The organism is Paenibacillus diazotrophicus, assembly GCF_042610465.1.
The window spans coordinates 1615796-1629008 of the sequence record NZ_JBGJZN010000001.1 but is presented as its reverse complement, the minus strand read 5'-3'; the positions used below and the strand labels follow the sequence as shown (position 1 = coordinate 1629008).

The window sequence follows — 13213 nt, the reverse complement described above, 5'->3', positions numbered from 1 at the left end:
CTCACCATTCAGTACAGCGCCGTGCTGATTACCTTTCTGATTTTATTTATTGTGACCCTTTATGGACTGTTACACTATCTGTTAATCAATCAGCAAAAACAGCAGCTGGAATCTTGGCTGAATGACCGGGTGAATTCGATGCATGAATATGGTGTGCACGGTTTGAACAGGAACGGGAACAGTCCAGAGGATTGGTTAAGGAAGAACCCCAATGAATCCGGTGAAATTACCGGTATTCTGGCAGACCTTGAGGGGAAACTCATCACTGCGAATCTTCCGTATTCTCGGAGCTTCAGTGAATTGAGTGGGGATTTGGAAGGCTTGATTCCTGATTCAAAAGAGACCATCTATCGCACTATCCGTTATTCGGAAGCAGATACAGCCAATCACCAAGGATCAGGAGAACTTCTCGTTGCTGGCAAAACAATATTCCATGAGGGAAAAGCAGCAGGTATTCTCTACGCCGTCAAAGACACCTCCGCACAGCTTCGGCTGTTTCAGTGGCTAATTGTAATTCTGTTTGCAGTTGCAATACTATTCTTCGGATTGGCGATATTTCTCAGTTATTCGATGTCCAAAAAAGCAATGATTCCGGTAAGGCGGTCTTTTGCCAGACAACAGGAATTCGTCGGGGATGCGTCCCATGAGTTGAGAACACCGCTTAGCGTAATGCTGTCCTCGATCGATGCACTGGAGATGGAGGGAGTAGGCGATGATCAGCCATTCGCCCGTAAAGTACTAGAGAACATGAGGGATGAAGCCAAAAGAATGATCCGGTTATCCGACGGACTGCTCACCTTGGCACGCTCTGACTCCGATGCAGCTGTGGTACAGAAATCATCCTATAATGTTACCGAATGTGCCGGCCAGATTGTGCGATCTTTAGAAGCTCTTGCCAGCGAAAGAAGAATAATGCTCCACTTCAGTGCCGGAGAAGAAATAATGATCAATGCCGATAAAGAGAGACTATCTCAGTTATTCGTCATTCTGCTGGATAATGCGATTAAGTATACACCGGAAGGTGGTAAGGTGGAGCTTAGGCTGTTCCGTACTGAAGGACGAGCCCATATGCTTGGTATTGAAGTAAAAGATAATGGAATCGGAATTGATGCCCGTGACCTGTCCCGCCTATTCGAACGATTCTACCGGGTGGATAAGTCAAGAACCCGTGAGCTTGGCGGCTATGGAATCGGCTTGTCAATTGCCAAGTGGATTGTGGAAGCACATGCTGGCTCCATCCATGTGGACAGTATTCCTGGTGAAGGCAGCACCTTCACGGTGCTACTTCCCTTATAGGAAGACACAGATATTCCTTTGCGAAAGCTAAGACTGGTCAGTTTACCCTGGAGTATGTTCCTTTTCATAGTGCGATTAGATCTTGCGGTTTATCATACAGGTATAGAATAAAAGGTAGGTGAGACTCATGTTGGAACATTGTTCACCCTCTGAAATGAGGATATTAAAGCAGAAGCACACCGAACTATTTCCGCAAGCTAGGATGCTTGTGAACTCCTGGGACCCTGTTGGATTCATTGGAAGTAGAGCACCTTCAGATGAATATGATTGCATCACCTTGCATCTCTTAGAGTTGCTTGAACAGGGTAAGCAGACAGATCAGATCTATGAATTCATCATCCAAGAGCTCTATGATCATTTTGGGATGGGGTTGAACTCGGTCAAGGAAGAACACATAGGGGCTTACATCAAGAAACACAAGGACTTCAGTTCAAATCTAAAAGCTTGGTACAAAGAGGTTTCCCTACACTCCTAAGATAAAATCCCTCCAATTTACTACCATCTCAGCCATCCTAATTCAAGCAAACATAACCCTCATTTCTCCAAGGAGAATGAGGGTTATTTGTTTATGACTAAATTTTACTGTTATTTGGCACACTTAAAAGACTACACGCTTAAATAGGACTGTGCCTAAAAATTATAATTAAGGGAATGAGCTGAATGTGGTCGAGTATTATTTCCTTCATTCCTGGCTGGGCTGTTTTTGTGCAAGCTGCAATTACACTGATTTGTCCACTGGGAATCTATTTTGTATACAGAAAACTGTACGCATTCGTAGGCAGCGGAAGAGGTCCTCAACTCAACCAGGGACATTCATCCACACTGACCAAAGGCAATAAGCCTCCGGGCAGCATACTCAGTGGAGATTACAGCACCGATCTGGCTTCGATTAAGGATCGTATAGGTATGAACAGTGATGTTCATTTTCGGGAGTTCCTGGTAGGCGGGTATGACCTAAAGGCAGCACTTGTCTTTGTTGAAGGCATGCAGGATGAAGCAATGATCAACAAGCAGGTACTGGAGCCGTTGATGTCTGGCACTATGGAGAATCACGGGGTACCGCATGTCCCTCAGAGACCGGTCACTCTATCTGCTCTTAAAGAACGTCTGCTTCCACTATCGGAAATTAATGAAGTGAATGAATTGGAGAAGCTGCAGGAATTCATTCTCTTTGGTTACACTGCTCTGATCATAGACGGGATTGACGCTGGGATTCTAGTCGGGATACCTCATGGTTCGATCCGGGCAATTACTGAACCGACGTCAGAAGGACTCCTCCGGGGGCCCAGAATCGCCTTTTCCGAGGTGCTGAGTGAGAATACCTCCATTCTCCGGCGTCAAGGCTTGAATAAAAATCTGGAGATGAAGCTTTATGAGGTTGGAAGCCAAGTCAAACGAAAGTTAGTCATCGCTTACATCAAGGATATTGTCAATCCTGATTTGCTGGAAGAGGTAACAAATAGGGTCTCAAAGATCAATATGGACTTCCTGGCCGAATCCGGATATGTGGAACAATTAATCGAGGATAACTATTTAAGTCCGTTTCAGCAGACGCAGAATACGGAACGTCCCGATCGGGTCATAACTTCTTTACTGGAGGGAAGAATAGGGATTTTGCTGGATGGTACCCCGTTTGCTCTTATTGTTCCTGTGACCTTCAGTATGCTTCTGCAATCCCCAGAGGATTATTATGAGCGCTGGCTCCCGGGAACACTGCTCCGTATGCTCAGATTCTTCTCAGCATTTATGGCCCTGCTGGCACCGGCACTCTACATTTCCTTTATCTCATTCCATCCTGGACTAATCCCAACGGAGCTAGTCATCAGTATTATTGAGACCCGGCAAGGCGTTCCATTCCCGTCTCTTATCGAGGTGCTCATTCTCGAAATATCTATTGAGATCCTTCGTGAAGCAGGGATACGGCTACCTAAACCGATCGGACCGGCAATGGGTATCGTGGGGGGTCTAGTAATTGGCGATGCCGCGGTACAGGCGGGAATTGTAAGCCCATTTCTGGTTATCGTAGTAGCGGTCACAGCCATATCGTCTTTCTCTATCCCCATGTACAGCGCAGGGATTACATTACGTATTTTGCGGTTCGTTGGCATGCTGTTTGCAGCTATGTTGGGGATGTACGGTACGATCCTGTTTATCATGCTAATCCTCATTCATCTAACTAAGCTTACGAGCTTTGGAGTGCCTTACGTAACTCCTTTTTCACCAATCCGGTTAAGCGATTGGAAGGATCTCTACATCCGTGCACCCATGTCTTTAATGAAGCGAAGACCTGAAATGATGAAGCCGCAAAAGAAAAAACGACGCTCTTAACCTGAACCCAGAATGGAGGAATACAGGTGTTTAAACGTTCTGATCAGAAAATCACCGCTACACAGGCTGCTATATTCTTGACGAACACGGTTCTGGGTGCGGGAATATTGACCTTGCCGAGGTCTGTTCTAGAGACCGTTAAAACACCGGATGCATGGATTTCTGTTCTGCTGGGCGGAGGAATTGTCATGCTGGTCATCTTGTTGATGGTTAAGCTCAGTCAGCAATTTCCCGGCAAGACCATATACCAATATTCCAGACAAATCGCAGGGAGGATCCCGGGGAGTTGTCTGTCTATCCTTCTTATTATTTACTTTGTCATTATCGCAGGCTTTGAGATTCGCGTATTTGCCGAGATCACCTTGTTTTTCTTACTTGAAGGCACTCCCATTTGGGCAATTGTGATCCCGTTTATCTGGGTGGGCGGATATCTGGTGTTTGGTGGAATTAATGCGATTGCCAGAGTATACCAGATTCTTTTTCCAGTCAGCCTTTTTGTACTTCTGTTATGTTATTTCTTAAGTGTAAAACTTTTTGACATCAATCATCTGCGTCCGCTGCTGGGCGACGGTGTACTCCCGGTAATCAAAGGCTTGAAATCCACGATTTTGGTGTTTACAGGCGGCGAGGTTGTAATGACGTTGGTTGCATATATGCAGCACCCGAAGCAAGCCGTCAAAGCTATGATAAGCGGAATCTCGGTTCCCCTGGCACTATACCTGTTGACTGTTGTTATGTCTATAGGCGGGTTGTCGATAGATTCCGTAGTCACAAGTACCTGGCCAACCATTGACTTAATCCGCAGCTTTGAAGTTTCAGGGTTCTTCTTTGAACGCATGGAATTTCCGCTGCTTGTGATCTGGATGATGCAAATGTTCTGCAATTTCTGCAGCTTTTTCTTCAATGCTTCGCTTGGAATCTCCCAGATATTCAATGTTAAGCTTGCTCCGATTATTTTCGGATTGATGCCGCTCATTTTTCTTACAACCATGATTCCTGTCCGGATTAACGATGTTTTTGCGCTTGGTGATGCTATCGGTATTATGGGAATCGTAATGTTTATATTGATTCCTTGTTTACTGTCAGTCGTTTGGATAATCAGAAGGAAAGGGCTGAAGCAGAATGTATAAGTCCAGATACCTGCTCACGTTCCTGGCATGCGTTCTTCTGCTAACACAAGCCGGGTGCTGGAGCAGCAAAGAAATTGAAGATTTGAGTCTGTATACTGCCATCGCGTTGGATACCGGTAAACTAAGTTCAGCAGAACAGAGTCTGGAGGAAAAGGGTGGAGGCTACTATAAACAGAATACCATCACAGTCACGGTTGAAATCGCCCCGAAAAAGTCAAATGGCTCTTCGGGTAAATCTAACAAATCAAGTTCCGACAGCCCGAAATATGTTAATATGTCGGAGACTGGAGACTCTGTATTGGAGATCTTGCGACAGTTCGCTACTCGTCTGGACCGCCCGCTGATAGGGCATCATCTGAAAGTCTTTATTATTTCCAAGGAGCTGTTACAACAGCAGAAGATAGAGGATTTAATGGATTTTATGCTTAGGGATAATGATATTCGGCCTAGCACCCTAATTTATTTAAGTGAAGGACGGGCTGCAGACACTCTCGTATCGAAATTCGCAGATGACATACCCGCTTTTCACCTCAAACAAATGGTTGGTAACCGTTTTCGAACCAGTAAAATCATGAAAGGTGTCATTATATCCGAATTAGATGCTCTAATGTATGCCAAGCAAAGTTTTGTATTACAGAATATTGCAGAAGCGGACAGGGATTTGGAGTTTTCGGGAGGAGGGATTATTAAGGGGGACACCGGCAAGTGGATCGGGAGTCTGAACCAGCAGGATGTGGAGAGCATCGCATGGATTAAGGGGGAAGTCGAGGGAGGGACGATCAAGGCATATAATCAGGACCATAAACCTATAACCTATGAGATCAAATCAGCAGACTCTAAAGTGTCCGTAAAGCTGAACAAGGAACAACAGCCAGCATTTCACGTGAGCATAGAATCCGAAGGAAGATTAATTGAAAAATGGGGGAAGGGAAAGGTTTCCACTAATAAGGATTATCTTGAAAATGTTCAGCGGATTTTTGAAGAGAGGCTGAATTCTATGATTCAGTCACTAATGCAAAAAATGCAGTCGGAATACAAAGTAGAGGTTGCCGGATTCGGGAATCGGCTCAGTATTGAGAAACCTCAGGTGTGGAAAAAGCTGAAAGACCATTGGGATGAAGCATTTTGCCGGATTCCAGTTACCTTTGATGTGAAGATGAAAATTACTGATTATGGGTCTTTCATGGAATAGAATTTAATACAGCTGAACACCACCTAACCGGGTGGCGTGCACTTAAACAAGGTGTCCGTTCATTGATGTATACGGACACCTTGCCGTATTTTCATTCGGTTATGATTTCACAATATATAAGTCTGCATTTTAAGGTCTTTAAGGTTCAATCCCATAAATCAGCTTTCCTTTATGATAGACTGTAATATGATTATTTGCTGTATAGCTGGTCAGGGCTGGTGCGAATGAGTAATCCCCCGCCTGATTGTAATTCGACCAATCATTTTTATGAATGCGGAATTGAATGTCACCGGTTGTGCCGGATGCTGCAAGAGAGCCTGCGCTAGCTGTAAAACTGATCTCCGCATAGGTGTCTGCACCGGTCAATGGCTGCATGAGAGGAACGATCGTCGTAATCAGCTTTTCTTTTCCAATTGCCGCATAATCAAACTCCAGGGTTTGTGGGGTACTTCCATCACTTGTATACCAGTAACGTACCGATAGTTCGTTTAGGGGAATAGAGGTGCTTGACTCATTCCTCAGCTGTAGGCTCGCCCTGATTGAGTTAACAGCAGTCCCTGTTTCACCCACACGATAAAGTGATGTGGCTTGCAGGTCACCCGGAAGCGGTTCCTCTCCTGGACCGCCAGGCACAGTAGGAAAGGTAACCGGCTTCATGATAGGGTTCAGCATGGTTTGCTTGGGCTCATTCCATGAGGTCCAGTCATCCTGTAATAGTCCCCCGGTATCTCCGCTGTTAGGATTAAGACTCCAGTAGGTCCAGTAGAGATTATTCTTCCCGATGTAGCTTACGAGCGCATTTTGCCATTTTCCTTCTACGGTGAGGGTATCTACACTGCGCCCGCCAAATTCGCCTGTAAGAATTGGAGCTATTTGTTCCTTGCTGATATATCCCCAGGTATCATCCCATAGCTTAGGCAAGTTATCCGGGAAGCTGGCAGCGCTGAACCAAGGCTGTGAAGCTACGCCCGGCCCGTAATCATGTGGAGAATAGACTACCCGGTTCGGCAAGGTAAGCACAACTGGATGATTCCGCACACCTGTCAGGTTGCCGCCCCACCAGTAGCTTGTAGAGTTACCCTGAACGTTGGTTTCGATGCCTTCGACTATGATCAGCCAGTTCGGATTCGCGTTAAGAATTGCATTTCCTGCGCGCTCACTGGCAAGCTGCCAGTCGGTAGCAAGATTCCCGGTGCCCCAGCTTGCCGTGCCGTGCGGCTCATTGTGCAGATCTGCCCCAATGACCGTGGGGTTATTCGCGTAACGCTCAGCCAGCATGATCCAGTCACTGATCCAGCGGGTTTCGGGATAGGCTGCAGTGTACCACAGCGCCGATTGTCCTCCTGAATCCGGGCGGTGGCGGTCCAGGAAGATGCGAATGCCGCGGGTTCCCGCTTTTTCAATCAGCTTATCCATGACTTGAATCGGCTTTAGACCCACTAGGTCTGGATTTTTGGCATAATCGATACTGTTGACAGCAGAACCAGCATCAAACATTTGGTTACAGTAGGGGAGGCGGATCAAGTTATAGCCTTTTGCCTTGATTTGGTCGAGTACATCGTCCATGGAACGTGACCACAAGCCATGTGGAGAATAATTTGAGGTTTCGAAGCCAAACCAATTGAGTCCGTTGAACACTGCAGGGTTGCCTGCGGAATCCACAATCCGGCTACCGGAAGTTTGATAATAGCCCTCTGCACTTTGAGCGTTCATCTTTTGGCCCGGATACGCATAGGCACCTGCCAGTAATACCAAAGCAACGAACAGCAAACCAAATTTCCTGAAACCAAACGACATTCATTTTCCTCCTCATAATGATTTCAAAGAAGTAATACTGTATAGCATACGATCGAATTGTAAACGTATTCGTATGGGCCAAGCTGCAAATATGTAGAAACAGCGACATCATTAATACATTCTTACTAATAAAAAAACCGCAGAAGGGACAAATAGTCCATCGTCTGCGGATATTTTTAATTTCTAGACTTCAATGATAATAGGCAGAATCATGGGTCTGCGTTTTGTTCGATCATATAGGAATTTACTCAATGCGCCTCTTATGGTCTCCTTGATGATGTTCCACTGTCCAAGGTCAGCATCATTCATCTTCTTCAAAGTAGCTGTTATGAGCTGATTGATCTCTTCCATCAGGGTATCAGAGTTGCGTACATATACAAAACCTCTAGAGATGGTATCTGGTTCATTCAGAATCCGTCCGTCATTTTGACTTAACGTAATGACTGTAATCAGAATTCCGTCGGCAGACAGCTGTCTGCGGTCGCGCAGCACTACATTGCCAATGTCGCCGATTCCCAGTCCATCCACGAAAATTTGTCCAGCGGTGATCCGTCCTGTTTGACGGACATCACCACCACTAGATTCGACAATATCCCCGTTTTTCACAATAAAGATATTTTCGCTCTTTACCCCAACGGCCTCAGCCAGTAGGCTGTGATGATGAAGCATCCGGTATTCCCCGTGAATCGGAATGAAATATTCAGGTTTCATCAAGGTCAGCATCAGTTTCAGTTCCTCCTGGCTGCCATGCCCCGAAACATGAAGCTCACTGCGTGATCCGTAGATTACCCGTGCACCCAGCATATACAAGTTGTCAACGATCCTGGACACGTTACGCTCATTGCCCGGAATCGGGCTTGCTGCGAGAAGGACAGTATCCCCGGCGCTAATCTCAAGCTGCCTGTGGCTGGAATTCGCGAGCCGGGATAATGCTGCCATAGGTTCACCTTGACTGCCGGTACATAATACAGCAATCTTATCACGTTCCATTTTGCCTGCGTCGGCCGTTTCGATCAGCATGCCTTCAGGGATGTTCAAATACCCCAATTCTTGAGCCACCCCTACCACATTGACCATACTTCTGCCCAGCAGGGCAAGCTTGCGTCCGGTATGCTCGGCTGCGTCTACAATCTGTTGCAAACGGTGCACGTTGGAAGCAAAGGTAGAGATGAAAATTCTATTCTCCGCGTTATGAAAGGCTTCCTCCAAATGCGCTCCTACCAGCCTTTCTGAAGGAGTGAATCCAGGCCGTTCTGCATTCGTACTCTCCGATAAAAGAAATTTAACCCCCTTTTCTCCAATAGCCGCCATTTTATGTATATCGGGATACTGCTTGTTGACAGGGGTCATATCGAACTTGAAGTCGCCGGTATGAACCACCGTTCCTTCTGGTGTATCGAAGACAATACCAAGGCAATCCGGAATACTGTGGTTTGTCCGGAAGAAGGTTGTGGTGATGGAACCAAAATTCAGCGTGGACTCCGTATCAATGCAATGCAGCTCAGTCTGGCGCAGGAGCCCATGCTCCTTCAGTTTTGTCTCAATTAAGCCGAGTGTCAGACGGGAAGCATACACCGGGATATTCAGTTGTTTGAGGAAATAAGGGATTCCCCCGATATGATCTTCATGTCCATGAGTAACCACCAATGCTCTGACTTTATCCAGATTACTGAGTAGATAGGTAATATCGGGGATGATAAGGTCGATGCCAAGTAGAGTCTCATCCGGGAATTTCGACCCGCAATCAATAACGATAATGTCTTCAGCGTATTGAAGAAGATACATGTTTTTGCCGATTTCATATACACCACCCAGCGCTGCAATCCACAGCCGATCGCCTGTCATTTTCATATTGAACCCTCCATAATTAGATACCGTGTAGTATGGATAATTCTGTGGGGGTTTATCCGGAGAGTTGTGAATTCCCAGGGTTCACAAGAGAATCTTAATGCAATCTTAATGCCTGCTCCAAAACCGTAATGTTATGCTGATTTGCCTCATGCTATACTTACGTAATAACGTTTTTTTCAGATATTGAAGCTGCGGATAGACAGAAAGAGGGCATGAAATGGCAGTACGGGGAAAGTTAAAAATATATTTTAGCTATGCGGCAGGAGCCGGCAAAACCTGTGCCATGCTGAATGCTGCCCGTGAAGAGCAAAAAGACGGCATAGATGTGGTTGCCGGAATTATTGAGAACCGGGACAGGCCGGAAACTGAGGCGCTACTGGATGGACTGGAACGGATTCCAACTATCCAAATATCCCGGGAAGGAACTGTCTTTCAGGAATTTGATCTGGACCGGGCGATCCAAAGACAACCGGAGCTCATCCTGCTGGATGAGCTGGCACATTCCAATCCTGCGGGAAGCCGGCACAAAAAAAGGTATCAGGATATGGAAGAATTACTGCGTGCGGGAATTGATGTCTACACTACCGTTAATGTTCAGCATATAGAAAGCCTGTATGATATAGTGGCTTCCGTCACCGGCCACACCGTACCAGAGCGTATTCCAGACCGAATATTTGAAAGTGCCGATCAAGTGGAGCTGGTTGATATAGAACCTGATGATCTGATCGAACGTCTGAATAGAGGGAAAATCTCTAATGAACCCCCTCAAGATGAAGATTCTAGCGGATTTAGCCCGGATAAGCTGAATGCGCTCCGCGAGATTGCCCTGCGCTATACATCGAACCAGTTGAACCGGATTGCGCTCCAGATCAGTGCACAGGAGTCTAATCATGAGCATTACTCCAATGAGCATGTTCTCGTATGCCTGTCTTCGGCAGCGTCTAATAAAAAGGTAATCCGTATTGCCGCCAGAATGGCCGAGGCGTTCCACGGAAAATTCACAGCGCTGTTCGTGGAAACACCGGACACGAAGGGACTCACGCAAAAGAATAAGACCGAGCTGAGAGCGAATCTGCGGTTGGCGGAACAGCTCGGCGCTCAGATTGCGACAACTTACGGTGAGGATATTTCAGTACAGATCGCAGAATATGCCAAAACAAGCCGGGTCTCCAAAATCATTCTGGGCCGCTCACACCATAAAAAGAGCTGGTTCGGCAACACAAATGTCATGGACAAACTGGATGCCGTCTTGCCGAATATTGATATTTATATCATTCCAGACACCCAGCCTTCCCTCTACAAAAGGTTTCCGCAATATACGATTTCGCCGCAGCTGTCACTGGCCGACACCTTTATAACCTTTGGGATACTCCTGATCTGCACCTTGATTGGTCTGTGGTTCAAAGCGCTTGGTTTTCGGGAAGCGAATATCATCACAATGTATATACTGGGTGTTCTGCTGAGTGCAATGATTACTGAAGGAAGGCTGTACAGCGCGGCAACTTCGGTATTCAGTGTGATTGTGTTCAACTATTTCTTCACCGAGCCTTACTTTTCCCTGCGGGCGTACGATTCGGGATATCCGATTACCTTTCTGGTGATGCTGTCGGCTTCTTTTATAACCAGTACTCTGACTATGCGGGTTAAGGAGCAGGCCCGGCAATCCGCTCAAAAAGCCTTTCGTACCGAGGTCCTGCTGGAAACCAGCCGCAAGCTGCAACAAGCCAAAGATCCGGCTGCCATTATCAATGAAACCGCGCAGCAAATGGTTAAGCTATTGGACAGAACGGTTATTTTCTATTCCGTATTGCCTGGTTCCCTGGCGGAACCGATGATTTTCCCCAAAGAGGATTCAACTGCCGATCCACACATTTACACAAGTAACAGTGAGCGTTCAGTAGCTGACTGGGTCTACAAAAACAACAAGCGTGCCGGAGCCACCACGGATACTTTTTCAGCTGCGGGCTGCCTGTATCATGCGGTTCGCGGGGGAGACTGCGTGTTTGCCGTAGCCGCCATTGTAATGGAGAATGAAGATCCGCTCGAGGTATTTGACAAGAGCCTGGTGATTGCCATGCTGGGAGAATGTGCACTGGCGCTGGAGAAAGAGCAATTGAATGAAAAACAAAAGGAAATCTCCATCCAGATTCAGCAGGAACAGCTCCGGACTAACCTGCTCCGGGCCATTTCTCATGATCTGCGTACACCGCTCACCAGTATTTCAGGGAATGCCGGTATTCTCATTGGGAATTCCAGTCTGTTGAGTGAGGAACAGAAAACGGGGTTGTATACAGATATTTATGACGATTCCATGTGGCTGATTAATCTCGTAGAGAACCTGCTGTCGATTAGCCGTATAGAAAATGGAAGTCTGAATCTGAACGTTCAGGCAGAGCTTATGGAGGAAGTCATTGCTGAAGCGCTGCTTCACCTGAATCGGAAAAGCAGTGAACACATCATCCGTACCGTTCAGAGTGATGGGCTAATTATGGCCAGAATGGATTCCAGGCTGATTATACAAGTGCTGATCAACCTGCTAGACAATGCAATTAAGTATACGGGAACCGGTTCTCATATCACCATTTCGGTCAAAAGAGATAAACAAATGGTCATGGTTGAGGTGGCCGATGATGGTCCCGGCATATCCGATGAAGCGAAGACTAGAGTGTTCGACATGTTCTATACGGCTGATAATATCCGTGGAGACGGGCGCCGCGGACTGGGCCTCGGGCTGTCATTGTGCAAATCCATTATCCATGCCCATGGCGGCATGTTTGCCGTGCATGATAATTTCCCGCAAGGCACCATATTTCGCTTTACCCTGCAGGCAGAGGAGGTGAACGTTCATGAATAAACCATTGATTCTTGTAGTTGAAGACGACAAACCGATCCGGAAGCTGATTACCACCACACTGGAGACCCAAGGCTACAAATACCATACGGCTGAAACTGGAGCAGCCTCAATACTTGAAGCAGTATCGGGGCAGCCTGATCTTATGATTCTGGATCTGGGTTTACCGGATATGGATGGGGTGGAGATTATCCGAAAAGTACGTTCCTGGTCCAATCTCCCCATTATTGTGGTAAGCGCCCGCAGCGAGGACCGGGACAAAATCGATGCTCTGGATGCAGGTGCGGATGATTATTTGACCAAACCGTTCAGCGTGGAGGAACTGCTGGCCCGGCTCAGGGTGAGTCTGCGGCGCATCCGGTATGACAGTGACAAGCTGTTGAAGGATGCCTCTGTTTTTACGAATGAGGGCCTCAAAATCGATTATGCGGCAGGTTGTGTATGGCTAGATGATGAAGAAATTCATCTGACCCCTATTGAATACAAGCTGCTGTGCCTGCTCGCCAAAAATGTGGGCAAAGTGCTGACTCATAATTACATTCTTCATGAAATCTGGGGCAGCCATACGTACGACATTCCTGCCCTGCGTGTTTTTATGGCCACCTTAAGGAAAAAGATCGAGAGAACTCCCTCTCAGCCCAAATTCATTCAAACGCATATTGGCGTCGGATACCGGATGCTTCAGGTTGGCGATGACAACAAAGCCATTTAGCCGAATATGTGTAAAAAGCGGAAGACCAAGGCTTATACTTACAGCCTTGGTCTTCC

General features: G+C 46.7%; 9 protein-coding genes. 7 read left to right on the top strand and 2 right to left on the bottom strand.

Annotated elements, in window-relative coordinates:
* Positions 1–21 precede the first annotated feature (21 nt).
* The 5 genes from ACAN54_RS07410 (at position 22) to ACAN54_RS07390 (ending at position 5946) form a co-directional block, all read left to right on the top strand.
* Positions 22–1296: an ATP-binding protein gene (locus tag ACAN54_RS07410; protein ID WP_379152536.1), complete on the top strand. Its 1275-nt coding sequence runs from the start codon at positions 22–24 to the stop codon at positions 1294–1296.
* Positions 1297–1450: 154 nt separating this feature from the next.
* A complete protein-coding gene (locus tag ACAN54_RS07405; protein WP_379152533.1) occupies positions 1451–1771 on the top strand; it encodes a hypothetical protein in 321 nt (106 codons plus the stop codon).
* A 185-nt stretch (positions 1772–1956) separates the two neighbouring features.
* The gene (locus ACAN54_RS07400; RefSeq protein ID WP_379152530.1) at positions 1957–3624 is read left to right on the top strand and encodes a spore germination protein; all 1668 of its coding nucleotides are present in this window, start codon (positions 1957–1959) and stop codon (positions 3622–3624) included.
* A gap of 26 nt (positions 3625–3650) precedes the next feature.
* Positions 3651–4754: a GerAB/ArcD/ProY family transporter gene (locus ACAN54_RS07395; protein ID WP_379152527.1), complete on the top strand. Its 1104-nt coding sequence runs from the start codon at positions 3651–3653 to the stop codon at positions 4752–4754.
* A complete protein-coding gene (locus tag ACAN54_RS07390; protein WP_379152524.1) occupies positions 4747–5946 on the top strand; it encodes a Ger(x)C family spore germination protein in 1200 nt (399 codons plus the stop codon). Before ACAN54_RS07395 ends, ACAN54_RS07390 begins: the two co-directional genes overlap by 8 nt.
* A 138-nt stretch (positions 5947–6084) precedes the next feature.
* Here ACAN54_RS07390 and ACAN54_RS07385 read toward each other — a convergent pair whose 3' ends face one another.
* Positions 6085–7743 (bottom strand): cellulase family glycosylhydrolase, encoded by a 1659-nt coding sequence (locus ACAN54_RS07385; RefSeq protein WP_379152521.1) that lies wholly within the window; start codon positions 7741–7743, stop codon positions 6085–6087.
* Positions 7744–7926: 183 nt separating this feature from the next.
* Positions 7927–9594: a ribonuclease J gene (locus ACAN54_RS07380; RefSeq protein WP_379152517.1), complete on the bottom strand. Its 1668-nt coding sequence runs from the start codon at positions 9592–9594 to the stop codon at positions 7927–7929.
* 217 nt (positions 9595–9811) lie between these two features.
* Here ACAN54_RS07380 and ACAN54_RS07375 point away from each other — a divergent pair, with 217 nt between their 5' ends.
* Positions 9812–12448 (top strand): DUF4118 domain-containing protein, encoded by a 2637-nt coding sequence (locus ACAN54_RS07375; RefSeq protein ID WP_379152514.1) that lies wholly within the window; start codon positions 9812–9814, stop codon positions 12446–12448.
* Positions 12441–13157 (top strand): response regulator, encoded by a 717-nt coding sequence (locus ACAN54_RS07370; RefSeq protein ID WP_379152511.1) that lies wholly within the window; start codon positions 12441–12443, stop codon positions 13155–13157. The genes ACAN54_RS07375 and ACAN54_RS07370 overlap by 8 nt, the downstream gene beginning before the upstream one ends.
* Positions 13158–13213 lie beyond the last annotated feature (56 nt).

Bases quoted from the DNA above. Each gene is read 5' to 3' on its own strand.
- ACAN54_RS07405 (WP_379152533.1), top strand. From the start codon at position 1,451: ATGAGGATATTAAAGCAGAAGCACACCGAACTATTTCCGCAAGCTAGG.
- ACAN54_RS07400 (WP_379152530.1), top strand. From the start codon at position 1,957: ATGTGGTCGAGTATTATTTCCTTCATTCCTGGCTGGGCTGTTTTTGTG.
- ACAN54_RS07390 (WP_379152524.1), top strand. From the start codon at position 4,747: ATGTATAAGTCCAGATACCTGCTCACGTTCCTGGCATGCGTTCTTCTG.
- ACAN54_RS07385 (WP_379152521.1), bottom strand. From the start codon at position 7,743: ATGTCGTTTGGTTTCAGGAAATTTGGTTTGCTGTTCGTTGCTTTGGTA.
- ACAN54_RS07380 (WP_379152517.1), bottom strand. From the start codon at position 9,594: ATGAAAATGACAGGCGATCGGCTGTGGATTGCAGCGCTGGGTGGTGTA.
- ACAN54_RS07375 (WP_379152514.1), top strand. From the start codon at position 9,812: ATGGCAGTACGGGGAAAGTTAAAAATATATTTTAGCTATGCGGCAGGA.
- ACAN54_RS07370 (WP_379152511.1), top strand. From the start codon at position 12,441: ATGAATAAACCATTGATTCTTGTAGTTGAAGACGACAAACCGATCCGG.